This is a genomic window from Mycobacterium sp. 5-140-3-2, assembly GCF_035666375.1.
Lineage (GTDB): Bacteria > Actinomycetota > Actinomycetes > Mycobacteriales > Mycobacteriaceae > Mycobacterium > Mycobacterium intracellulare.
The window spans coordinates 5304547-5328786 of the sequence record NZ_CP142025.1; the positions used below are offsets into that span (position 1 = coordinate 5304547).

22 protein-coding genes are annotated in these 24240 nt (G+C 68.3%); 6 read left to right on the forward strand and 16 right to left on the reverse strand.

Annotation, left to right across the window (positions count from 1 at the left end; genetic code table 11):
• Nucleotides 1–16: 16 nt before the first annotated feature.
• The 4 genes from P6281_RS24875 to P6281_RS24890 form a co-directional block, all read right to left on the reverse strand.
• Nucleotides 17–2134, reverse strand: a complete 2118-nt coding sequence (locus P6281_RS24875; protein ID WP_036429559.1) for a glycoside hydrolase family 3 protein — start codon at nt 2132–2134, stop codon at nt 17–19.
• Nucleotides 2131–2643, reverse strand: a complete 513-nt coding sequence (locus tag P6281_RS24880) for a TIGR04338 family metallohydrolase (RefSeq protein WP_014386021.1) — start codon at nt 2641–2643, stop codon at nt 2131–2133. Before P6281_RS24880 ends, P6281_RS24875 begins: the two co-directional genes overlap by 4 nt.
• The gene (locus P6281_RS24885; RefSeq protein ID WP_008261931.1) at nt 2640–3389 is read right to left on the reverse strand and encodes a DUF2786 domain-containing protein; all 750 of its coding nucleotides are present in this window, start codon (nt 3387–3389) and stop codon (nt 2640–2642) included. Before P6281_RS24885 ends, P6281_RS24880 begins: the two co-directional genes overlap by 4 nt.
• A 144-nt stretch (nt 3390–3533) precedes the next feature.
• Nucleotides 3534–4367: an alpha/beta hydrolase gene (locus P6281_RS24890; protein ID WP_008261933.1), complete on the reverse strand. Its 834-nt coding sequence runs from the start codon at nt 4365–4367 to the stop codon at nt 3534–3536.
• 35 nt (nt 4368–4402) lie between these two features.
• On the opposite strand from P6281_RS24890, the gene P6281_RS24895 reads away from it, so the two are divergent.
• Complete coding sequence (locus tag P6281_RS24895; protein ID WP_369751755.1) at nt 4403–5455, forward strand: sigma-70 family RNA polymerase sigma factor; 1053 nt, start codon at nt 4403–4405, stop codon at nt 5453–5455.
• A 13-nt stretch (nt 5456–5468) separates the two neighbouring features.
• Nucleotides 5469–6881: an alpha/beta hydrolase domain-containing protein gene (locus P6281_RS24900; protein WP_008261937.1), complete on the forward strand. Its 1413-nt coding sequence runs from the start codon at nt 5469–5471 to the stop codon at nt 6879–6881.
• Nucleotides 6882–6918: 37 nt separating this feature from the next.
• On the opposite strand, the gene P6281_RS24905 is transcribed toward P6281_RS24900, so the two are convergent.
• Entirely contained in the window at nt 6919–8052 is a 1134-nt protein-coding gene (locus tag P6281_RS24905) for an NAD(P)H-dependent amine dehydrogenase family protein (protein WP_008261939.1), read from the reverse strand.
• Between the two features lie 74 nt (nt 8053–8126).
• On the opposite strand from P6281_RS24905, the gene P6281_RS24910 reads away from it, so the two are divergent.
• From P6281_RS24910 to P6281_RS24925, 4 genes are all read left to right on the forward strand, one after another.
• The gene (locus P6281_RS24910; RefSeq protein ID WP_008261941.1) at nt 8127–9005 is read left to right on the forward strand and encodes a MarR family transcriptional regulator; all 879 of its coding nucleotides are present in this window, start codon (nt 8127–8129) and stop codon (nt 9003–9005) included.
• 25 nt (nt 9006–9030) lie between these two features.
• Nucleotides 9031–9756: a pirin family protein gene (locus tag P6281_RS24915; RefSeq protein WP_008261943.1), complete on the forward strand. Its 726-nt coding sequence runs from the start codon at nt 9031–9033 to the stop codon at nt 9754–9756.
• Nucleotides 9757–9812: 56 nt separating this feature from the next.
• Nucleotides 9813–11237, forward strand: coding sequence for a YhgE/Pip domain-containing protein (locus tag P6281_RS24920; protein WP_008261945.1), 1425 nt, complete (start codon nt 9813–9815; stop codon nt 11235–11237).
• Nucleotides 11238–11316: 79 nt separating this feature from the next.
• Nucleotides 11317–12426, forward strand: coding sequence for a phosphodiester glycosidase family protein (locus P6281_RS24925; protein WP_085976465.1), 1110 nt, complete (start codon nt 11317–11319; stop codon nt 12424–12426).
• Here P6281_RS24925 and P6281_RS24930 read toward each other — a convergent pair.
• From P6281_RS24930 to P6281_RS24980, 11 genes are all read right to left on the reverse strand, one after another.
• Nucleotides 12419–13084 carry a YoaK family protein gene (locus P6281_RS24930; RefSeq protein WP_008261948.1) on the reverse strand — a complete coding sequence of 222 codons (666 nt, stop codon included), beginning with the start codon at nt 13082–13084 and terminating at the stop codon, nt 12419–12421. The genes P6281_RS24925 and P6281_RS24930 overlap by 8 nt on opposite strands.
• A gap of 74 nt (nt 13085–13158) precedes the next feature.
• A complete protein-coding gene (locus tag P6281_RS24935; RefSeq protein WP_008261950.1) occupies nt 13159–13890 on the reverse strand; it encodes a hypothetical protein in 732 nt (243 codons plus the stop codon).
• Nucleotides 13857–14411, reverse strand: coding sequence for a mammalian cell entry protein (locus P6281_RS24940; protein WP_324738547.1), 555 nt, complete (start codon nt 14409–14411; stop codon nt 13857–13859). Before P6281_RS24940 ends, P6281_RS24935 begins: the two co-directional genes overlap by 34 nt.
• Nucleotides 14408–15379: an RDD family protein gene (locus P6281_RS24945; RefSeq protein ID WP_020823818.1), complete on the reverse strand. Its 972-nt coding sequence runs from the start codon at nt 15377–15379 to the stop codon at nt 14408–14410. The genes P6281_RS24940 and P6281_RS24945 overlap by 4 nt, the downstream gene beginning before the upstream one ends.
• A complete protein-coding gene (locus P6281_RS24950; RefSeq protein ID WP_008261956.1) occupies nt 15376–16056 on the reverse strand; it encodes a hypothetical protein in 681 nt (226 codons plus the stop codon). The genes P6281_RS24945 and P6281_RS24950 overlap by 4 nt, the downstream gene beginning before the upstream one ends.
• Nucleotides 16026–17576, reverse strand: coding sequence for a virulence factor Mce family protein (locus P6281_RS24955; protein ID WP_008261958.1), 1551 nt, complete (start codon nt 17574–17576; stop codon nt 16026–16028). Before P6281_RS24955 ends, P6281_RS24950 begins: the two co-directional genes overlap by 31 nt.
• Complete coding sequence (locus P6281_RS24960) at nt 17570–18721, reverse strand: virulence factor Mce family protein (RefSeq protein WP_036455308.1); 1152 nt, start codon at nt 18719–18721, stop codon at nt 17570–17572. The genes P6281_RS24955 and P6281_RS24960 overlap by 7 nt, the downstream gene beginning before the upstream one ends.
• An 8-nt stretch (nt 18722–18729) precedes the next feature.
• Nucleotides 18730–20343, reverse strand: a complete 1614-nt coding sequence (locus P6281_RS24965; protein ID WP_020823820.1) for a virulence factor Mce family protein — start codon at nt 20341–20343, stop codon at nt 18730–18732.
• The gene (locus P6281_RS24970) at nt 20340–21902 is read right to left on the reverse strand and encodes a virulence factor Mce family protein (protein ID WP_020823821.1); all 1563 of its coding nucleotides are present in this window, start codon (nt 21900–21902) and stop codon (nt 20340–20342) included. Before P6281_RS24970 ends, P6281_RS24965 begins: the two co-directional genes overlap by 4 nt.
• A complete protein-coding gene (locus P6281_RS24975; RefSeq protein WP_009957839.1) occupies nt 21899–22939 on the reverse strand; it encodes a virulence factor Mce family protein in 1041 nt (346 codons plus the stop codon). Before P6281_RS24975 ends, P6281_RS24970 begins: the two co-directional genes overlap by 4 nt.
• Entirely contained in the window at nt 22936–24240 is a 1305-nt protein-coding gene (locus P6281_RS24980) for an MCE family protein (protein ID WP_324738548.1), read from the reverse strand. Before P6281_RS24980 ends, P6281_RS24975 begins: the two co-directional genes overlap by 4 nt.

Below are 24240 nucleotides of genomic sequence, written 5' to 3' on the forward strand. Positions count from 1 at the left end.
CGTCAGCCCGAGGGGGTCATCGCCCGAACGTACGGCCGGTCAGTTCGACCCCCGCCGCGAGCCGCATGGCCAACGCCGAAATGCCCACGGCCGCCGTGTAATCGCCCGCCTCGATCCGCCAGCATCCGGCGCCGCCGTCGTAGCGTGCGAGCAGGCGCGGATCGGCCTCGATCCTCAGCCGGCGGCTGGCGCCCGGTTCTAACTCGATCCGCTCGAATCCCAGCAGCCGCAGGCACGGTCCGCCGGGCTCCGCCGTCACATACAGCTGCGGCACGTCGGCCCCGGCGCGGTCGCCGGCATTGACGACGGTGAAACTGGCCGTGATGGTCTCCCCGCCGGTGACCACCAGGTCACGGTAGTCAAACCTGGTGTAGGACAGGCCATGACCGAAGGCAAACATCGGGACGTGGCCGTTGGCCGCATACCATCGATAGCCGACATCGGCGCCCTCGAAGTATTCGATCGTGCTCGCGGTCCCCCACGGCGTGCCGACACCGGGTAGCCGCGGGCGAGGCGTCTGGTCCAGATCGGCGGGAAAGGTGATCGGAAGCCGGCCCGAAGGATTGACCCGGCCGGTGAGGATCTCGGCGCTCGCCCGGGCGCCGGCCTGACCCGGATACCACGCCTGCACAACGGCATTCACCGCGTCGCGCCACGGCATGCTCACCGGGTTGCCGGTCTCGAGCACCACCACGGTATTGGGGTTGGCCGCCGCCACCGCCGCGATCATTTCGTCCTGGCCCCAGGGCAGCGACAGGTCGGCGAGATCGTATCCCTCCCCTTCCGCGCGCACCGCGAACACGATCGCGACATCGGCGAGCCGCGCCGCCAGCGCCGCCTCGGCCGGACTGATGCCGGGGTCGAATTCGATCTGCGCCCGCGGCAACTGGTTTCGCAACTCCTGCAACGGCGACGACGGCAGCAGGTACAGGTTGCGCAGCCCGGCCTCCAGCCCCGCGCCGCCGATCGGGACCACGCCCGCGTAGCCGCCGTCGGGAACGACGGTGCTCGAACCATAACCGGCCGGCACGCCCAGGTGCGCGTATCCGCCGATGACGGCGATGCGCGTGCCCGGCTCGGGCGTCAACGGGAGCGCTCCCCGGTTGGTCAGCAACACGACCCCCTGGCGGGCGATGCGCAGCGCAATCTCGTTGTGCGCGGCCCGATCCGGCTCCGGCGGCGCGGCGTCGCGGTCGATACCGACGGCGAACATGGACCGCAGGATCCGTCGGACCATGTCCGACAACCGCTCCCTGGGTAGCCTGCCCTCGGCGTACGCGTCGCGCAGCGGCGCGCCGAAGGCCTCGGCCTGCCACAGCAGCGCGTCGATCTGGGCGCCGCACTCCTGATCGAGGCCGGCCAGCGCGCACTCCCAGCTCGGCGTGGCGCCCCAGTCGGACATGACCCAACCGCGATACGCCCAGGCGCCCTTGAGCACCTCGTTGATCAGGACATCGTTCGCCGCGGCGTAGACGCCGTTGACCTTGTTGTAGGCGGTCATCACGGCGCCCGGTTGCGCCCGCTCGATCGCGATCTCGAAGGCGAGCAGGTCGGACTCGCGGTGCGCGTCGGGATCGATGACCGCGTCCAGGAAGTGCCGATTGGTCTCGTTGCAGTTCAGCGAGTAGTGCTTGACCGTCGAGATGACGCCGTGGCGCTGAATGCCGTCGATCGACTCCGCGATCATCGCGGCGGTCAAAAGCGGGTCCTCGGAAAGGTATTCGAAGTTGCGGCCGTTGCGCGGGTCGCGCGCGAGGTTCATCGCCCCGGCGAGCTGCACGTTGAATCCGCGGCTGCGCGCCTCTGAGCCGATCACTTCGCCTGCGGACCGGGCCAGCGCCGGATCGAAACCCGCGGCCAGCGCCAGCCCGGCGGGCAGCGCGGTGGCCGTGTCGCCCGGACGGTAGCCGGGGTTGGTGACGCCCAGGCCGGCATCGCTCATCCGCAGGGGCGGCACCCCGAGGCGGGGAATCCCGGGCACGTACCCCGCGCTCATCGGCGTGTCCGCCGGGATGCGTTCGTCGCGCACCGGCCACAGGTCGCCGGCGCCCATCACCGAGACCAGCAGGGAGAACCGCTCGTCGTCGGTCATCTGGGCTTCGATCTCGCGGGCCCTCTCGTCGGGATCGCTCACCGCACACCCTCTTTGGCGTAGACGACGCGCAGCACATGCCCCACTTCGGGTCCCATCACCAGCTCCGTCAACTCGCAGATCGTCGCGACGAACTCGCGGCCGTGCGGCGGCTCGGCCCGGCACAAATGATGCGCCACTTCGTGCAACATCACCAGCTCACGCAGCGCCCAGTCGGCGGTGTCACGGTCGGGGACCGCGATAACGCCTGCGCCGTCCTGGTTTTCGTAGTGCGCGGCGGTGGCGGCCCGGCGCGGCCGGACCCGCAACGGGGCCACCCCCGGCCACCGGCTGCGCACCGCCGGCAGCGCCAGCACGTCGTCCACGTAGCGCTGGGCGGAGGCCACCGAGCCGAAGCGGCCCTCCGGCGGCAGCGTCAATTGTGTGCCGAAGAAGTCCACGGCGGGTGAACCGTGCTGGGCGGCGCGGTCGAACAACGTGCGGACGAATTCCTCGGCCGCATAGACCCTGGAGCGTTGAGAATCCCGCCGCGGGAAGTTCCCGGGAGTCACCCGCTCAGCGCGCTCCGCGCCCCGGGGAGTTCCGGGCTGTTGCCGAGCCGCGCTCGCTTGCCGGCCCGGTCGCCCGCGCGCCGCGCCGCCGAGGAATACCCGGCCGAGGCTCGACTGGCCTGCCAGGTGCCGCGCGCCTTGGACGCACCGCGGTAGTAGTCCACGAGCTCAACCTCCTTGTCCCGCAAGGCGATAGCGGTTCCCGGCGCACGTTGCCGGTCCTTGGTGGCTTCCCGCCGGGCCTCGTCGCGGGCCTCGGCCAGCCGTTGGCCCACGCGCGCCCCGAAGGCCAGCTGAAAGTTGAGCCGGGCGGTGATCGTCGGCGTGGGACGGTGCGCGCCCGAGGCGAGGTAGGCGTCCGACGCGCGCACCATTTGCACGACCAGGCCGGCGTACAGGGCGTGGCTGGCGTCGATGTCCTCGGCAAACCCGTAGGCGTAGACGAACGTCGAATTGGACGCGACGTCGCACCGCACGTCGTTGGCCGCGGCGATCAGCACGAAGAGCTGAACGTAGGTCCGCAACCCCTTGGTGCCCGCCGCGCCGATGGTGATGGTGCGCTGCGTCGGGGCCTGCGCGGCCGAACGCTGGGCCGAATGGGAGCGCGCCACCGCGAGGTCGATGGACGCGGCCGTCGCGAGCCGCTGCGCGGCCGACATGAACGCGTCGGCCTCGTGGGAGTTGTCGGTGCCTTCGGCCTGACGCAGCAGCGCGGCGATGCGCGCCAGCATCTTGTCGTCAGTCATTAGCGCCGTTCCTCCTCATCGCTGCGCTCTGCATCGTCACCGGCGCGAGTCATTAGCGCCGTTCCTCCTCATCGCTGCGCTCTGCGCCTCATCGCCCGTGCGGGTCATTAGCGCCAACGTACGGGAGCGGTCCGACACGCCCGCTCACAGCCGAGCGGTGATCCAGGAGACGACATCGTCGAGCACCTGCTCGCGCTCGGGCTCATTGAAGACCTCGTGATACAGGCCGGGATACACCTTCAGCTCGACGTCGGTGGACCCGACGCACTCGACGAGCCGACGGCTGCCGGCGACGGGAATCAACCGGTCCTCGGACCCGTGCACCACCAGCAACGGCGCCGTCAGCGCCGGCGCCCGCTGCGGCATCGTCTCGCCGACCTGCAGCAACGCGCGGCCGATGCCGGCCGGAACCTTGCCGTGGTACACCAGCGGATCGCTCTTGTAGGCCGCCACCACCGCGGGATCGCGCGAGATGGCGTCGACGTCGAGGTCCTGCGCCGGCAGGCCGGGCACGAGGGCCCCCAGCACCTTGGCGGCCAGGGCCAGCAGCGGTGACACCTGGTCCTGGGCCGCCACCGCGGGCCCCGACAGCACCATCAGGTCGTAGTTGTCCGGGCGCTCGACGCCGTAGGCGAAGACGATCCCCCCGCCCATGCTGTGGCCCAACACGACGCACTTGAGGCCGTGGTGTTCGCGCGCGGCGATGCCGACCAGGGTGTCGAAGTCGGTGGTGTACTCGTGGATGTCACGCACCACCGCCCGTTTGCCGCCCGAGCGGCCGTGCCCGCGATGGTCCAGCGCGTAGGTGACCAGGCCCGCCGCCCCGAAGCACTGGGCGACGTGGTCGTAGCGGCGGGCGTACTCGCCGAGACCGTGCGCCAGCACCACGACCGCCCGTGGCGGCGTGTCGGGGGTCCAGACGTCGTAGACGATACGCACACCGCCGAATCCGTCGAAACTGCGTTCGGTGCGGTTCATCGGCTGGTCCTAGTCATTGAGGTGCAGCGTAATGGCTGGGATCCCGGCCGGGGTTGCGGACACTGCGTAGGCTCATCCGCGTGAGTCTTCTCGCCCAAGACCCCGAAGGCGACGCGGTGCTGGGGACCGATTTCTCGGCCCAGGCCGAGCCCTATCGCCGCGAGCTGCTCGCCCACTGCTATCGAATGACCGGGTCGCTGCACGACGCCGAAGATCTGGTGCAGGAGACGTTGCTGCGGGCCTGGAAGTCCTACGACCGTTTCGAAGGCAAGTCCTCGCTGCGGACCTGGCTGCACCGCATCGCCACCAACACCTGCCTGAGCGCGCTGGAGGGCAAGGGGCGCAGGGCGTTGCCGGTGGGCCTGGGCGCCCCGAGCTCGGACCCGACCGCGGAGCTGGTGGAGCGCCGCGAAGTGCCCTGGCTCGAGCCGCTGCCGGAGTTGACCGATCACCCGGCGGACCCGTCGGTGGTCGTCGGGTCGCGGGAGTCGGTACGGCTGGCGTTCGTGGCTGCGCTGCAATACCTTCCGCCGCGGCAGCGGGCGGTGCTGCTGCTGCGCGACGTGCTGCAGTGGCGCTCCGCCGAGGTCGCCGAGGCGGTCGGCACCACCACGACCGCCGTCAACAGCCTGCTGCAGCGGGCCCGGTCGCAACTGGATGCCGTCGGTCCCAGCGCCGACGACCAACTGGCGCCGCCGGATTCGCCCGAGGCCCAAGACCTGCTGGCCCGCTACATCGCCGCGTTCGAGACCTACGACATCGACCGCCTGGTGGAGTTGTTCACCGCGGAGGCGATCTGGGAAATGCCGCCGTACGCCGGCTGGTATCGGGGCGCGGCGGACATCGTGACCCTGATCCACCAGCAATGCCCGGCCGAGGCGGGCGGAGACATGCGGCTGCTGCCGCTGGTCGCCAACGGTCAGCTCGCCGCCGCGATGTACATGCGCGCCGGCGACGTGCATGTCCCCTTCCAGTTGCATGTGCTGGATGTGCACGGCGAGAAGGTGTCTCACGTGGTGGCGTTCCTCGATGAGACGTTGTTCACGAAGTTCGGGCTGCCCGGTTCACTGTCCGCCGGTCAGGAGTAAGAAGGTTGCGCACATGACGAATTCCACCGCCCTGGTCACAGCCGCGCCCGGAAAGCCGCTGCTGCTGCTGAGCGCCTATGACCTCGCCGACGTGGGCTACCGCGTCAAGGAATTCTTCGTTTCCGCGACGGCCTCGTCCTATACCCCGGTGACCGAGTTGGGACCCGATGGCCGCTGGGACGTAACACCCTCGGGCTCCGCCGATTTCACGACGCGGATCGTGGTGTTGACACCCACCGATCCGGCCCGATTCAACGGAACAGTGCTGGTCGAATGGCTCAACGTGAGCGGCGGCATCGACGCTCCCGCGGTATGGATGATGGCGCACCGCGAAATCATCCGGTCGGGCTACGCCTACGTCGGGGTCTCGGCGCAGCGGGTGGGGGTCGAGGGCGGCGACAGCCTGCTCGGCGCGGACATGTCGCTGAAAACCCAGGACCCACAACGGTATGCGCCCCTACACCACCCGGGCGACGCCTTCTGCTACGACATCTTCTCCCAGATCGGCGGCCTGCTCAAAAGCGACGAAGGCCGGGCCCTGCTGGGGGATCTGCCCGTGCGGCGCGTCATCGCTCTGGGCGAATCGCAATCGGCCATGTTCCTCACGACCTACATCAACGCCGTCGACCCGTTGGCCCGCAGCTACGACGGGTTCCTCGTCCATTCCCGTTTCGGCTCAGCCGCCCCGCTCGACGGAACCTCGATCTTCGCGGAAACCGAAGAGCCGCAAGGGGTTGCGTTCCGCCCGGAGCTGCGCGTCCCGCTGCTGACGGTCGTCACGGAAACCGACGTGTTCGGCGGAGCCCGGCAGGGCTACTACTTCGCCCGCCAGCCCGACAACCAATACCTGCGGGTCTGGGAGATCGCCGGCGCCGCCCACGCCGACAACTACACCATCCAGGTCGCGTTCATCGACAGCGGGTCGGCGCCGCTCGCGGACATCGCCGCCGCCTACACGCCGACCAACATGCTGATGGGCCAGCAGTTGGCGCACTGCATCAACTTCGGGCCGCAACACCACTATGTGGTGCAGGCCGCGCTCACCGCCCTCAACACGTGGGTCGCCAGCGGCGAGCCGGCGCCGAGCGCGGAACCCCTTGAGGCCCGGGAAACCGAAGGGCCGCAACCGGTTCTGGATGGCAACGGCCTCGCCCGCGGAGGGCTCAGGACCCCCTGGGTGGACGTGCCGGTCGCCCGGACGTCGGGGCTGGGTGGCGAGGAAAGCATCATGTCCATGATCTTCGGCTCCGGCGAGCTTTTCGACGCCGCCACGCTGCGCCGGCTCTATCCCGGCGGGAACACGGAATACCTGGAGCGCTTCACCGGCGCGCTCGACGCGGCGATCCGCTCCGGATTCATTCTGGCGGCCGACCGCGCCGAGATCCTGGAGCTCGCCGCCGCGACGTACCCCGGCGCGCGGTCCTAGGCAAGATTGCCCGCCTCCTCACTCGCGCCGTCACCAACTAGAACAGCCGGCTGTCGGGCGGCGGGCCCGGCACCGGACGCACCAGGCCGTTCCCGGTGATCAGCGGCAGATCCAGCGCGGAGAGCAGCCCGGGCGCGGCGGCGCACACGGCGGGGATGGCGTTGACCATCCTCGAGGAGCCCGCGATGCGCGCCCCCAGATCGTGGTCGTGGTCTTCGGCCATCTCGAATTCGCAGCGCATGCTCGGAGAACCCTCGATCTCCACGCGGTACAACCCGCGGCCGGACGCCGGGCCGTAACCGAGGTCCTTCGGCTCGATGCAGATGCGGGGCTGGGGCCAGTCCGGGGCGATGTCGTCGCGCATGCGCGTCACGTGGTCGAGGACGAAGGTCGGTTTCCCCCCGACGTAACCGGTCAGCGTCGAGCGCATGGCCGCGATCGTTCCGGCCGCGATGTGCCCCGTTGGCGTGTCGAAAGATTCGCCGGCGGGGATCCGCTCGTTGGCCTCCTCGATGTTGTCGATCTTGACCCCCAACCCGGCGGCGAGCTGGTGCAACACGGGCCCCCAGCCGAAGGTGAAAATCCCCGGCTGGGCCGCGAAGGCCGGGTAGTCCGGTTGCTGCCCGAACCCGAGGATCTCGTAGACGGCGGAGCGGTCCGGGTAGGTCGCGTAGTTGAACATCTCGGTCACGCGCACCGATTCGATCACCCGCGACACGCCGGTAAGCATCAGCGGCAGAACGTCGTTGGCGAATCCGGAGTCGATGCCGGTGGTGAAGAACGACACCCCGCCGTCGATCGCGGCCTGGCGCAGCGGCTCGGTGAACGCGGCGTCGACGGCGTCGGGAAAGACCAGCGGCACCACCGAACACGACACCACGTTCTTTCCGGCCCGCAGGATCGACACCATGTCCTCGACGGCGTCCAGCGGCCGCAGGTTGGCGGCGGCGGCGTACACCACGGCGTCGGCGTCGCCGGCGAGCATGGCCGCCGGATCCTGGGTGGCCACCACGCCCACCGGCGCAATGCCGCACAGCTCCCCGGCATCTCGGCCGGCCTTGGCATCGCTGTGCACCACGACGTCGACCAGTTGCAGCTCCGGATGGTCGATCACGCCACGCAGGGCGACCACTCCCATGGACCCGGGCCCCCACACCCCCACCTTCAACACGATTGTCTCCTAATATTAGGACATATATTCTGGCATTTTGGACGGATCGTAGGGAGGCGGCGGTGGCTACGTCAATGGCGCAGGCGCGGGGCGAACCACGCCCCAAATCGCCGCCGACCGCGCGGGTGATGGATGTGCTTGCCGCCCTGGCAAATTCGCCGGGTGGGCTCACATCGGCGGAACTGGCAAAACGTTGCGCCATCAGCACCTCGACGTGCGCCCTCGTGCTGGCCGAGTTGGAACGGCGCGCCTGGGTGGCGCGGCGCGGGGATCGTCGCTACGTGCTGGGCAGCGGGCTGTTCGGGCTGGTGCACGGGCTGCGCGAGCAGTTTCCGCTGCTGGACCGCGGCCGCGACGCGCTGCGCTTCCTGCACGACAGGCTCGACGCGGGCTGCTCCATGTCGAAGATCGGCGCCCGACACCTGATCACCGTCGACACGGTCGGCCACGGCACCGACGGCGAACACGCTGTGGGCCAGCGCTTTCCCATCGACCCGCCCTTCGGCCTGGTCGCCATGGCCTGGCGCGACGAGGATTTCGTCCAGGCCTGGCTGCATCGCGTGATGCCCCGGCTCACCCGCGCCGAAATCTCCGAGCATCAGCGGGTGCTGACCGATATCCGTGCCCGCGGCTATGGCGCGTGGCGCTTCGACGACACCCACCAGTCGCTGCACCATCGGCTGGCCGAGGTGCTGGCCTCGCTGGAGCCGACGGCCCACGTCACGCGTCAGCTCACCACGCTGATGACGATGGTGACGCTGCGGTCGGTCACCGATGTCCTCGAAACGGACTTGGCCACCGCCGAATTCGTCGTGCTGCCGATCTTCTCCCCCGATGGCCAGCCGGAGTATCAGATCGAGATCCACCTGGGCCACGCCACCGGGTTGACCCTGCCCGAGCTCGACGCCGCGCTCCGCCACGCCCAGCGGCTGCTCACCGCGGCGGTCGGCTGACCCGCCCGGGCATTACGCTGGGATCATGTCTGCCACCGCGGAGATCCGCCGCGCGGCCGATCGGGCCGTCACCACCACACCGTGGTTGACCTCCCGGCACTCGTTCTCCTTCGGCGACCACTACGACCCGGACAACACCCACTACGGGTTGCTGTTGGTCAACAACGACGACATCGTCTCCCCCGGAACGGGATTCGACACGCACCCGCACCGGGACATGGAAATCGTGACCTGGGTGCTGCGCGGCGAACTGTCCCATCGCGACTCCACCGGCAACCACGGGGTCGTCTATCCCGGACTGGCGCAACGCATGTCGGCCGGCAGCGGCATCCTGCACTCCGAGCGCAACGACTCCCCCAGCGAGCCGGTGCATTTCGTGCAGATGTGGGTGGTACCCGACGAGTCCGGCATCGACCCGAGCTACCAACAGCACGAGATCGACCCGAAAATGCTGGACGACAACCTGGTGACGATCGCCTCTGGCATCCCCACCCACGACGCGGCCATCACCCTGCACAACCGCCACGCCGCGCTGCACGGCACGCGCCTGGGGGCCGGGGCGGCCGCGCACCTCCCGGCCGCGCCCTACCTGCATCTTTTCCTGGCCCGCGGCCGGGTCAGCGTCGAAGGGATCGGGGAGTTGCACGCGGGCGACGCCGTGCGATTGACCGACGCCGACGGCCGCCGCGCGGCGGCGAGCGAGCCCTCGGAACTGCTGCTGTGGGAGATGCACGCCAAGCTGGGCGACTGAGACATGGAGGGCCGGCGACGCAGCCCATAGAGTGGGCACGACAGACAGGAGTCGGCATGCCTCAGTCGCACGCGCAGCACGCGGCGCCCAATCCCAAGCACAACATCAAGGCGATCCGCACCGTGCGGTTCTGGGCGGCGCCCCTGATCATCACGTTGGCGCTGATGTCGGCGCTGTGCGCGCTCTACCTCGGCGGCATCTTGAACCCGAGCAGCAACCTGCACCATTTCCCCATCGCGGTGGTGAACGAGGACGCCGGCCCCGGGGGTGCGCAGATCACCGACCGGTTGGTCAATGGGTTGGACAAGAACAAGTTCGACGTCCGCGTGCTCTCCCGCGGCGAGGCCAAACGTCAACTGGACACCGGCCGGGTGTACGGGTCGGTCGTGATACCGCCCAGCTTCTCGTCCAAGCTGCGGGACTTCGGGACCAGCGCCGTGGCGCCGACCCGCGCCGAACGGCCGTCGATCACCGTCTCCACCAACCCGCGGGCCGGCACGCTGGGCGCGAGCATCGCCGGCCAAACGCTCAGCACGGCCATGGGCATGGCCAACGGCATAGCGGGGCAACGGGTTACAGCGGAGGTGGCCGCGCAGACCGGCGGCGCGCCGCTACCCGGCGCGGCCCAGGTGGGGCTGGCCGCCCCCATCGAGATCCAGTCGGTCGTCTACAACCCGCTGCCCAATGGCACCGGCAACGGGCTGTCCGCGTTCTATTACGCGCTGCTGCTCCTGCTTGCCGGGTTCACCGGCAGCATCGTGGTCAGCACGCTGGTCGACGCGCTGCTCGGCTACGTGCCGGCCGAATTCGGCCCGGTGTACCGATTCGCCGAGCAGGTCAGGATCTCGAGATTCCAGACGCTGCTGCTCAAGTGGGCCATGATGGTGCTGCTCGGGCTGCTCACCTCGGCGGTGTACGTCTGGATCGCCGACGCGCTCGGTATGCCCATCGATCTCAGTTGGCAGCTCTGGGCGTTCGGCGTGTTCGCGATCGCCGCGGTGGGCATCACGTCCAGTTCGCTGCTCTCGGTGCTCGGCACGGCGGGGATGTTGGTGAGCATGCTCATCTTCGTGATCCTCGGCCTGCCGTCGGCCGGAGCCACGGTGCCGCTGGAGGCGACGCCGTCCTTCTTCCGATGGCTGGCCGAATTCGAGCCGATGCATCAGGTTTTCCTGGGCGCGCGATCGCTGCTGTACTTCGGCGGCCGCGGGGATGCGGGCCTGAGCCAGGCGCTGACCATGACGTCGGTGGGCCTCGTCATCGGCCTGCTGCTCGGCGGCATCGTCACGCACCTCTACGACCGCAAGGGCTTTCACCGGATCCAGGGCGCGGCCGCCCTGGCGCTCGCGCAGGAACACCAGGCTCAACACAAGGCCCGCCGCGGCAAGCGGGCCGAGCCCGCCGCCACCGAGTCGACGCCGGCCGCCACCGAATCAACCCCGGACGTCGCCGAGCCCGAAAGTTCCAGCGAACAAACGTAATTCGCACGTGGCCCCAGCGTCATCGGCTCGTTATCTTTATTGACAGTGTGACTAATGAGGCTGATGATGTCTCTGTTGCATCCAGATCATGGCCGAAAGGGCTATCGTGCTGACCCGACGCGCCAGCTTCCGCCGGCTGGCGGCGTGCTGCACCGCCCTCCTCGCCTGCTTCACGCTGGCCGCCACCAACGGGCTGCCCCTGGCGCGAGCCGCCGACGGGCGCGATCTGCTCGCCAACGCCATCGGCAGCACCCGCGGTTCCTACCTGGTGTACAACTTCGGCCCCGGCCATCCCGCGCCGATGCTCAACGCCGCCGGCAGCTGGTATGAGATGAACAACGGCGGCCACCTGATGATCATCAAGAACGCGGCCGGACGTCTCTCACCGCACCTGCTGGTCGACACGCACCAGGGCGACCAGGCCCGCTGCGAGAACAATCCCGGTGCCCGCACCGGGGAGGGGCTGTGGCAGGCCTCGGAGCTCTACACACCGCTGCAAGCGTGGCAACGCATGGGCCAGCCGACGATCGCGATCAACGCCAACTTCTTCGACGTGCGCGGGCAAAAGGGCGGTTCGTGGCGCCAGACCGGGTGCAGCTCACCGTTGGGCGCCTTCGTGGACAACACCAATGGCCGGGGCCGCGCCAACCAGGCGGTCACGGGCACCCTCGCCTATCCCGGCAAGCAGGGTCTCTCCGGCGGCGGCGAGAGCTGGAGCGCGCTGACGACCATGATCCTGCCGTCCGGCGGCGCGCCGTATGTGGTGTGGCCCAAGACAAAAAAGGACTACGACGCCGCGACCCCGGTCGTCCAGGATCTGCTCAGCAAGAACGAGAGGTTCGTGGCGGTGTCGGGCATCGGGCTGCTGGCACCCGGCAACACCGAACAGCTGCACGACGGCGGGCCCAGCGCGGCGCGAACGGCGTTGGCCTACGCGCGGCAAAAGGACGAGATGTACATCTTCGAGGGCGGCAACTACACCCCGGACAACATGCAGGACCTGTTCCGGGGGCTGGGCAGCGACAATGCCGTGCTGCTCGACGGCGGTGGCTCCTCGGCGATCGTGCTGCGCCGTGACACCGGCGGCATGTGGGCCGGCGCCGGCTCCCCCAGGGGGTCGTGCGACACCCGACAGGTGCTCTGCGACTCACACGAGCGGGCGCTGCCGAGCTGGCTCGCGTTCAACTAATCACGGCCGCAGCGCCTTTCGTTGCACCGGGCCCGAACCTGAAGATCAGCAGGCTCGTCGCTATCACCGCCGCGGCCACGACGAACACCGGGGCGACCGTGTACCTCGACATCGTCGCGCCGACGAAGGCGCCGGCGCCCATCGTGACGACAACGCCGACCCGCAGCCTTTGGCGCTCACCGGTGCCGCCGGCCAGCCGGCTGTCCAGGCCGAGGCTGACGATCGTCGACGTCAGCACGGTGGTGGAGAGTTCCGGAATGCCGAACTGGCGTGCGCTCGAGTGCTGCAGCCCGAACGTCACGGCGAGGATGCCGATCATGACGAGTGTGGAATTCCGTTGGTAGGTCAGCACTCCCGCACCCGCCAGGATCGACACGGTAACCAGCAGGACGATCTCGGTGGCCAGCACCGTAGTGATCCACGCCCGCGTCCGCTCGCCGAAATGCCGGGACAGCCGGCCGCTGAACACGGTGGTGCACACGAAGGTCGGCAGGGCGACCACGACGGCGGTCAGGTCGATGCTGGTTCTCGGCGCCAGCCAGAAACCCAGGAAGATCACGTTGCCGGTCATGTTGGCGACGAACACGTGGCCGAGCACCAGGATACTGATCGCGTCGGCCAGTCCCGTCGCGAACGTCAGCAACAGCAGCGCCGCCACCGTCGATCGTTGTGAGACCGGTGAGGTAACCGCCATGGGGTGCAGTCTATTTCGGCGTGCCCGTGGCTGCGGCGTCAGGTTTTCGGTGTCAGATCCAGCGAGGTGATCGTCGTCATCCTGGTCACCAGCCAGCGGCTCTTTTGACGCTTCATGAACAGCCGATAGGACAGGTACTTCAGCGACGGCACGTTCTTGGTCAGCGGGCTGGTCGACGTGGTGTTGGTGTAGATGATGACCACGGCGTTGTTGTCGTCGAGCGATTCGACCGCCGCGCCGGTGACGTCGGTGTGGTTGGTGATCTTGGCCTGTTTGTTCGGCGCCACGATGGCGTCGACGAATTTGCGGTACTGCGCCGCGAAATCGCCGGTGAGATAGGCGGATGCGCGGTCGGCGAGGGTGTCCATGTTTTCCGGGGTGTAGGTCCACAGCGTGGTGATCGCGTTGGCCGCCGTGCGCGCGACGTTGATTTTCGTTTCGGCGACGGCCCGGTCGGTTAGGTAGGGCTGCACCATCGCGCCGGCGAACCCGGCGGAGCCGACGAACAGCACGGCGGCGACCAGGGCGACGATCGCCCATGCCTTACCGGCGAGGCGCCGCTTGCGTGGCGCCGGCGCCGGGGCGTCCGCCGCCTGCTCGCCGGCGTCCTCGGTAGCCTCGGCGTCGGTGGCGTCGTCGGTAACCTCGGCGTCGGTGGCGTCGTCGGTGGCCCCGGCGTCGCCGTCGTCCGGCGCCGCAACGGTCGCCTCGTCAACGGTCGCCTCGTCCTCGGCGGTCAGATCACCTGCTGCAGGTTGCTGATCTTCCACTGGTTACCTTCCTGCGTCGCGGTTGCCGCCCAACGATTGGCGTTCTCCAAAACCTGTTTCTCGTCCGGTGATTTCGTGGTGATGGCCGTGGCCACCATGACATTGGCGCTGCCATCGTCGTTCCAGCGCTCCAGGCCGGCGCCGAGGACACTGCCGGTGGCCGGTTCGGCCCGGGCGACCTGAAGCAGGATCTCGTTGGCGTTCTTCTGGTACTGCTTGGCGAAATCTCCGGTCGCCTGGGCCAGGATCCGGTTCACGTAGTCGTTGGCGTGAAAGGGGTCAATCGAGGTGAACTGCGTCATGAAGCCGCTCACGTAGGTCAGCACCTCGCGGTCGCGCGAGGCGGCGCGGGCCCGGGATTCATGCGACACCCACACCAGCGCGCAGGCGCTGATCGCCGCGACCATCAGCACCGCCGCGACCGTGCTGGCCAACGGCGCCAGCCATCCCCGCTGCGGGGCGACCGGGCGCTCGACGAGCAAGGGCCGCTCACCGGGCACGAACTTGCGGCGCGGGCTCATTTGCCGCTCGCCGGCGGTTTCGGCTTGGACAGCACGGTGAGATCATCGACGCGCCAAGCGTTTCCGCCGTCCTTGGCGAAACTCACCCGCACGGTTGCGCTGATGTAGCGCACCTCGGGCGCCGCGCCGCGCCGGCCCTGCATGAACAACAGCATGGTGGCGCGCCTCGGGGCCGCCGATTCGATCGAGCTGTTGGTGACCCAGTACTCGTTGATCACCGGGGTTCCCTTGCGCACCAGGTCTTGCTGGGCCGCCAACTGTCCGCGGTATTTGTCGGTCGCCAGCGATTGGGCCCGGGTGAAGTCGTCCTGCAGGGACTTGGGGTCATACGTCAGCATCTGGGCCACGATTTTCGGCCCCTGCGTCGAGAGCTGGGCGCGGGTCTGCTCGCTGGCCCGCTGCGGGGCGTACACCGCGCCGTAGCTCAACGCGGCACCGCCCACGCATGCCAGCGTCGCGGCCGCCACCGCGGCCGCGGCCCAGCGCCGGACGTTCGGGGGCGCCTGGTCCGGCTGCAGGCGTCGCGCCTCGGTGCGCGCCACCATGTCGGCGAACGTGCGGCGACGCGAATCCCACAGCGGCCACAGCCATCCCACGGTCGTCGCGGTGTCGAGCAGGTGGGCGACGTCGCGCAGCAGCAGCGTCCACGGCCCCGCGGCCTCACCGCCGCGACGCGTCACGGCGATGCCCGCCACGGCGCGGCCCAGGCTCCAGCCAAGGATCGTCGGCAGCAGCAACCGGTTGACCAGCATCGCCAGGACGGCGAGCCCCATGACGCAGATGGACACCCACCACCACAGGCCGCGCGCCGGCACCGTGAGCGACACCAACGCCAGCGTCGCCAGCACCGCCACGCCCGGCAGCACGTCGATGGCGAAGGCGCCGACGCGAGAATGCCAGGGCGCCAAGGCTTCCCGCGGTGGCTCTGGGACGTCCGTGGGTGCAGTCTGTTCGACCACCACCGTCACTTCGTCACCTGGTCGAGTTTGGAGATCCTGTATTGCCCCTCGGCGAATGCCATCTTCACCCGCAGGCGGTAGCCGGTCTCGTTCTCAGTCTGATCGCTGGCCACCTTGACGCGGAGCGCGACAAGGATATTTATCGACCCGTCGGGGTTGTTGCGCTCGACCGCCGCCCGCACATCGGACACCTGAACGTGGATGTTCGCGGCCTGGTACGCCTGAACGAGCATGCTGGTGTACAGCAAGGCCTGCGTGCGGAAAGTGTCTGTGCCACATTCGATGATCTTCTGCTCAGCCGCGGTCATCGCGTTGGTGTCCGGCGCCTGCGTCGCCGTGACGCATTCGACCGCCGCCTTGAGCGCGGTGGCATCGTTGCGGGCGATCACCAGGCTGTCGCGGTGATAGCGCTGCGCGAGGTAGCCCCCCGCCCCGATCGCGCCCGCGCATAGCACCAGCAGCACCGCGATGGCGGCCAGCCACCCGCGTCCCACTCTTGACGCGCCGCGCGGCGCGGTCGCACCGGGCTCACCGGATTCCACCGGATCCTGGGGGTCACCCTGCGGATCGGCCTGCTCGGCTACGCTGTCGGGTGCCGTCGAATCCTCGTCCTTGTCTTCGGGGCTCAACGAATCGTCGTCCGTGTCGATGGGGTTCAGCCGGCTGGTGCCAGCATCTCCTTCCATCCGTCGTCTCCTGTTCTGGTCGAATTCTCGACGGAGTATTTAACCCCGTCTGGCCCCACCAGTTCACCGCTTTGGGGACTGTAGACCGCCGTGGGAGGCCCGCTGGGGGTGTAGACACACGGGTTGGGTTGCTGGCCGTTGCACTGCACGCTACCCGACCCCGGCCGCGACAACGGATCGCTGGTGGGCGGGGGCGTCCCCGCCACCCGGTCCGAGGGCGCGGGGTTGAGCCCGTTGTTGATCGACGGCGCGGGGATCACCATGCCCGGGCGCACCGACTGATCGCATCGCGCTCCCGGCGCGGGGCAGGTCAGGATCTGGTTGGGGTCGCCGTACCAGGGGTTGGTGCCCGCCGGGACGTACGGCTTGGGGTCGCGGCATTCCCGCGGGGTGGCCGCCCGTTTGCCCGGGATGTCCGTACAGGGGATGTTGCGCGACCCGCGCACGCTGTTGGCCGGGGTCTCCATCGGGATCTTGCAGTACGTGCCCGTCGGCAACGGCTGAATGCTGGTGTCCGCCGGGGACCGCCACTCCGAGGCCGGGATGAAGCCGGTCAGGCACGGCGGCGGCTGGTTGATCGACAGCGCCAGGTCGAGCGCGGCCATGTTCGGGAATGGGGCGGCCACCGTCTGGGCGATCGACGCGCCCTGCGGAAGGAACACCAGGACCTGCTCGACGCCGGTGTGGTAGCGCTTGAGCAGGTCGAAGACGACCTCAAGATTGGCCAGCGTCTGCGGCAGCGACTCCCGGACGCCGCTGAAGAGGTCGTTGACCTGATCGGCCGTCGGCGCCGCCTGGTGCAGCAGGCTTTTCAGACGCTGGTCCTGCTGCGCGGACTGGGCGGCGAGCCTGTTCAGGTTGCGTGCCCAGCGCTCGATGTTGTCGCGCGATTTGACCTGGCTGTCCAGCACCGGGCCGGAGTTCTCGATGATGTCGTTGACGTCGGTGATCTGGGTCTTGAAATCGCCGACGATGGCCTGGGTGGAGTCGACCAAGCGCTGCAGGGCGGGACCCAGCCCGCCGACGGATTGCGCCGTCTCGTCGAGCAGCTGGCCGATCTTCTCCTTGGGCAGCACCGCCAAGCCGCGGTTCGCCGTGTCCAGGGCCGGCCCGATTTCGGCGGGCACCGTGCCCTTGGTGATGGTCTGTCCGTCCGCGAGGTACTTGCCGGGGTTTCCGCTCGACACCAGGTCCAGGTATTGCTCACCGACGGCCGAGACCGAGTGCACGTTGGCCGTCGCGTCGGTCGGGATCTTGTAGTGGCTGTCGATGCTCATCGTCGCCTCGGCGCCGCGCTCGGTCGGCTCGACATCGGTGACCTTGCCGATGGTGATGCCGCGATAGGTGACATTGGCCGTCGGATACAGCCCGCCCGAGGCGGGCAGCTCGGCCTTCAGCGTGTACCGCCCGATGCCCATCAGGCTCGGGATCTGCAGGTAGTACACCCCGAGCACGAGCAGCGAGATGACGGTCAGGATCCCGAAGGCGATCAGCTGGCGTCGGATGAAGGGAGTCAGCAATTCCTGTCCCCCCTTTCCACCAGCGGTCCACCCGGCGCGTCATTCGGGTTCGGCGTGTAGCGCACGTCGGGGATCATCGTCTCGGGGTCACGCCCGAACGACTGCTCGAGCGCCCGCAGGGCTCCCGACAGCCCGGTCCCGGTCAGGAACGCGTTGTCGACCGCGCTGTAGGTCAGGTCCAGCGTCAACGAGATGTTGATGTAGTCGCCGCGGAAGATCTTCGGCACCGTGTCGATGTCGAACGGCTGCGTGAGGATCAACTTCAGCGCGCCGATGAGATACGGCGAGGCCCGGCCGAGCTCCTTCAACGGGCATTGCAGCGCCTGCAGGTCGGTGTACAGCGGCGCGCGCGCCTCCGACAGGTACTGGTCGGCGACCTGGCTCAGGCGCCCCACCGAATCGACGGCGTTGATCAGCAGGTTTTGCGTGTCGGCGAAGTGTTTGATCAGCGGCGGGATGTCGGTGAGCACCCGGTCCAGGACGTCCGCCCGCCCGCCGACGTAGGTCAGCAGCCGGTTGGTGGAGTCTATGGCGTGGGTGATGTCGTCGCGCTGCGCGTTGAGCTGGGTGGTGAAGGTGTCCAGCTTGCCGAGCAGGGACCGGATCGCCTCGCCGCGGCCGTTGAAGATGTTGTAGATCTCGTTCTGCAGCACCTCCAGGTTGGGGATGCCGCCGCCGCGCAGGATCAATGAAAGGCTGGCCAGCGTCTGCTCGGTGGTGGGGTACGACGACGAGTTCTTCAGCGGAATGGTGTCGCCGTCCTTGAGCAGCTCGGGCGACGGGTTCGGCGGCGCCGCGAGCTCGACGTGCTGCGAACCCAGCAGCGAGGTCTGGCCGATCTTGGCGGTGGCGTTCTTGGGCAGCTTGGTGTGCTTGTCCAAGCCCAGCGTCAGGGTGGCCACCCAGTTCTTCAGGTTGATGGCCTTGATCGAGCCGACGAACACGTCGGCCACCATCACCTTGCTGTTGCCGTTGATCGCCAGGGTGTCGGGCACCTGCACATAGATGGTCATGGACCCCGCCCCGCTGCCGGGGCCGCCCGGAATCGCGACGTTGGAGATGCCCTTCCAGCCACACGAGCTCAGCACCATCGCGGCCACCAGCAGCACCAGCGTCTGCCACGCACGGTGGCGGATCAGCCTCATCGCGCTCGTCACTGGCCACCTCCGAAGTCAGCGGCCGACGCCGGCCCGCCAGCGTTCGGCGCGGGCGCGGACACCGGCGCCGGGGTCGGCGCCACGGGACCCGGGGCCACGCCCGGCCCGGGCGGCGGCGGCTGGATCGGCACCGGGGCGTTCAGTCCCATCACCGGCAGGATCGGGTTCTCGTCGTAGGCGTTCGGCGGACCCGGCGGGGTCTGCAGGTTCGACTGGACGGGTTCGATGTTCGGGCCACCCATGAGCTCTTCCAACGACTCCGGCGTCATCAGGCCCGCGGTGATCGGCCCGACCTGCTGACCCTGCATGCCCGGGGCGACGATCCAGCCCGGCTGGGTGTTGCGGTGCGAGGTCGGGGTGTCGGGCACCCAGATGCCGGGGACGGTCGTGTCCTTGTACCCGTTGGGCGGCTGCAAGCGCGGCTCGGAGTAGGCCACTTGCTTGGGCAACGTCTCGGCGGTGCTGAACAGGTTCAGGCCGAACGGCGGGTAGTTGAACTTGATCGCGTCGAGGATCGGCGCCAGGTACTGCGCGCACAGTTCGGCCGACTCTTGGTAGCCAAGCCGGCTGCCGGCCTGGATCGCGCTACAGATGAACTGCATCGGGTTGGCGAAGTTGGTGATCGACGTGATGGCGACCAGCGATCCGTGCGACGGGTGATAGATCTGGTTGATGTTCGCCGCGGCCGTCGGCACGACGTGCAGCGCGGTCTCCAAACCGTTCAGCGGATCCGGTTGCAGCAACGCGTTCGTCGCGGTCTCGAGGTTGTTGACGTCGTAGGTCAGCACCCCGGCGTTCTTGTCGAGCCAGGGGCGCACGGTGGTGAGCAGGCTGTCGAACTGCTGGATCGCGTTGGACAGGTCGGTGTCGTTGTGCGCGAGCCGGGTGGTGAAATCGGCCAGGTTTTGGTTGAGCGCGACGAACTGCGCGTCGTCTTGGTGCAGCGCGTTGACGAACAGCGCCAGGCTGCGCACCACGGCGAAGAAGTCGCCGCGGCCCTCGTTCAATGCGGTCAACGCCTGCGACAGGTTGCTCAGCGTGGTGTTGAACTGCTTGCCCTTGCCGGCCAGCCCGTTGGCGAACGACTCGATGACCTCACCGAACGGGCCCTTCGGCTGCTCGGCGGTGGGACCCAGTTTCGAGATGATGTTGGTGATGCTGTTGCGCAGCTGGTCCCATTCGACGGGAACCTGGGTGCGCTCTTCGGGGATCACGGCGTTATCGGCCAGCACCGGACCGCCCTTGTACGGCGGCTCCAGCTGGATGGCGCGCGAGGCCACCAGGGTGGGGTTGAGGATCACCGCCGACGCGTTGGCCGGCACCCGGTATTTGTTCTCGTAGTGGAAGGTGACCTTCATCTTGTCGCCGCTGGGCTCGATCTTGTCGATCGCGCCCACCCGCAGGCCCATGATCTGGACCTTGTCCCCCGGATACAGGGCGTTGGCCGCCGGGAAGTAGGCGACCACGGTGTTGTTGGTGAGCTTCTCGTAGAGCCGCCAGCCGACGTAGCCGACGACGAGGGCCAGCACGATCACCAGTGATCCGATGATCACCGACGCCCGGGACAGCTTCGGGAGCCGAATGTTGCGGATGTCGAAGATGGTGCTCAATTCTGGCTACCTCCCGTGACACCGCTGCCTCCGGCTCCACCGGGGTTGATGAACGGCGCCGGCAACTGGTTGCCCGGCCCGGGCGGTGCCGGCGGACCCGGCGGCAGCCCCGGCGCGAACGTCGACGGCGGCGGCACCGGTCCGGCCGGCGCCAGGTTCTCGGTACGCGCACCCGGGGGCGCCTGCGTCGGCAACGGGACGGGTGTCCCGGGCACGTCCGGCGGCGGGTCGCCCGGCCGGCCCGCGATATTGATGCCGGGCGTGGGTGGCAGGCCCGCGGGGTTCGGCGGTGACGTCATCACGTCCACCGGCGCCGGGAAGCCCGGACCACCGAACGGCCCGGACACCGCACCCGCGCACGGCAGCGGGTTGTCGGGCCGGGGCAGCCCGTCGGCCGCCGGCGTGTATGAGCACGGCGATCCCGGTGGGACGGCCGGGCCCGGGTGGTCGGGCGTGCCCTCGAGCACCGGGGGCGCCGGCGGCGGCGCGCCGTTGGGGAACCGGGTGCCGTTGGGGTCGGGGAACCGGTACGCCGGCAGACCCGCGCTGCGCCAGAAGTCCTCCGGATCGATGCCGCGCTTCTTGAACGCCGCGTCGACCCACGGCTGGGAGATCTGGTACAGGGCCAGGTTGTGCAGGACCACCTTGAAGAACGGCCCCGAGGCGATGGCCTCGTTCAGCGACGGCAGGAACTTGCCGACCTCGGTGAGCCCGTTGGCCAGGTCGTCCTTGCGCTGCACCAGGATGTCGCTGACCGTGCGCAGCTGCTCGAGCACATGGTTCAGGTTCGGGTTGTCGTTGATCAGCCCCTTGACCTGTTCGGAGAACGCGGCGACGTTGGCCAGCAGGGCGTTGATGGCCCGGCCGCGTTCGTTGAAGGCGGCCAAAAGCGTTTTCGCGTTGACCAACGCCCGGTCGACCTGGTCGCTGCGATCACCCAGCACGCCGGCCACCTGGTTGGCCTGGGCGAGCAGGTGCTTGACCTGCTCGTCGCGCTTGCCGATGGTCTCGGAGAACTTGGCCACGCCGTCGAGCGCCGGGCTCAGGTGCGGGTAGGTCTGATCGATGGTCTCCGAGAGCACGTGCAGCGACTGCTTGACGGTGTCGATGTCCCAGCCCTGGGCGGCCTTGGTGACGTCGAAGAAGGCGTCGTAAATCTGATACGGCGTGGTGCTCTGGCCCAGCGGCAGGGTCTGGCCGGGCCGCAGCGGCTGGTTGCCGCGGGTCTCGACGTCGAGGATCTTCTTCCCCAGGATGGTGTCGGTCTTGATCGCCAGCCGGCTCTCGGTGCCGATGGTGTTGGTGCCGACGGAGAACTTCAACCGGATGTGGTCCCCGTCGATCTTGAGGCCCTCCACCTTGCCGACGTCCAGCCCGGCGATGCGCACTTTGTCGCCGGTGTTGATGCCGCCGGAGTCGGTGAACTGGCCGTAGTAGCTCGGCCTGGCGAACAGCATCGGAACGCTGGTGAAGCTTTGGCCGACGCCGATCACGAGCACCGTCACGATGATGCCCATCAGCCCGATGCGGATCCGGTTGGGTGGTTCCAGTGTTCTCATTGGGGCGTGCACCTACCCGTCGGCTGCTGGAACAGCCGGACCGTGCGGACCGGGCCACCGGCCTGCAGGCCGTTGATCTTCAAGGTGATGTCGCAGGCGTAGAAGTTCACGAAGTCCCCGTAGGACCCGATGGCGCGCCCGATCATGTTCAATGCCGTCGGCACCTTCTTGAGGTAGTCCTGCAGTTGGTCTTGCTGGTCGATCAGCGGCTGCTGAACGGCGTCCAGGTAGTTGATCGTCTTGTGCAGTAGCGCTCGGTCCTCGGCGAGCAGGTCGGCGACCGTCCCGGCGGCGTTGCTGATGTGGGCGAACCCCGCGGCCTGCGAGTCGCCGTGGTTCTTGAGGCCGGTGATCAACACCTCGAGCTTGTCGACCGTCTGGTCGAATTGCTGCCGGTGCCGGACCGTGGTGTCCAAGACGATGTTCAGGTTCTTGATGACCTCCCCGATCGCTTGGTCGCGCTCGCCGAGTTGGTTAGTCAGCTGCGCGGTGTTGTCGAGGATGTCGTTGATGGTGCCGCCCTGGCCCTGGAACACGGTGACCAGCGCGGTCGCGATGGTGTTGACCTTCTGTGGGTCGAGCGCCCGGAACAGTGGCTTGAAACCGCCGATCAGGGCGTCGAGGTCGAGCGCCGGCGTCGTCCGCGACAGGGGGATGAACCCGCCGGGCGGCAGGACCTTGTCCGCGCCTTCGCCCTGACCGCGTTTGATCTCCAGGTAGCGGTTACCGATCAGGTCGAGGTAGCGGATCTGGGCGGTCGTCGACTGGTACAGCGGGATGGAGCGGTCGACGTTGAATTTCACCCGGGCGCGCTTGCCGCCGTCGACCAGCTCCACCTTGTCGACCTTGCCGACCTCGACGCCCGAGGCGCGGACGAACTGGCCCGCCCGCAGGCCGCTGATGTTGCTGAATTCCGCCGAATACCCGTTGGTGCGGTCGAAGCGCATCTGACCGAACACCACGAAGATCATCACGGTGAAGATCAACAGCACCACCGAGAAGATGCTGAGCCTGGTAATGGTTCCGGAGATTTTCATGGGTTGATCGTGTTATCCCCTACCTGGCGGCCCCAGACGTACTCGATCGCGTACGGCGATCCGGTGTCCAGGTGGTTGTAGGGCGCGAGGCTGTTGCCGGTGTCCATCACGAGTTCGGGCGCGGGCCACAGGTCTCGGGTGACCCGCTGCCAGCAACCCGGGGCGCCGCCGGGGCCGCCGCGGGCGTTCACGCGTGGCAGGTTCTCGGGCCAGATGTAGGGGTTGGGCGCCCCGCCGACCACCCCGGCGATGCCGCCCAGGAGCGACGCGATGACCGGGACGGTGGCGACCGGATTGAGCAGCAGACCTAGGCCCGAGGTGACCTCGGTGTTCATGTTCAGCGAGTAGCCGTTGAAACCACCTTCGGAGGCGCCGGTGATGGGCACGATGTCGTGGTAGTTGTGCAGGGTGCAATAAAGCTCGGGGCTGTAGGTGTCGAGCAGTTGGGCCGTGGGCACCAGGTCGGCGGCCCCGCGGGCCAGATACGGGCCGCCCTTGGTGAACAGCTCGGCCCCGGTGTTGCCGAACCCGGCCGCCGACAACAACGCCTGATCCAAATCCTTTTGCTGCGCGTTGATCGTGCGCGAGGTGACCACCGCGTTGTTCAAGAAGTCGAATAGATCCGGCGAGGCGTCCGCATAGGTGTCGCCCAGCGCCGCCAACTGCTGAATGTCCTTGCGCGCCTGCGGCATCCGCGGATTCACCTCATCCAAGACCGCGTTCGCATTCACCACCGACTGCCCGAACTTCTCCCCCAGCCCGGCCAACGACTGCGCCGCCGCGCTCAACGTCAAATTCAGCTTGACCGGATCGACCTTCTGCGCGATCGAGGTGATCGTCTGAAACAGCGTGTTGATCTCGGTGGTCACCGAACGCGCGTCGAGCACGGTGTGCGCCGAGATCTTCTGCGGCGACGGGTGCGCCGGCGTCGTCAGCGACACGTACTTGCCACCGAACACCGTCGTCGCCTTGATATCGGCATTCACATTCGACGGGATCAGCTTCAAATACCGCGGATAGACCTCGAGCGTGAACTTCGCCGCCGGCTTGCCGTCGCGCACCGTCTCCGCGATGCTGCCGACCCGCCCGATCTCCACCCCGTTGTAGGTGACCTTCGACCCCGGATCCATCACCAGACCGGCCCGCGACGCCAGCATCGTCAGGTTGGTCTTGGGGGTGAAGTCGCCGCGGAACTGGCCGTAGACGAAACCGAGGACCAGCGCGGCGATCACCAGCGCCGCCAACCCGGCCCACTTGTACGGCGGGGTCCGGGGGGCGTTGGTCTGGATCGGCGCTGACAT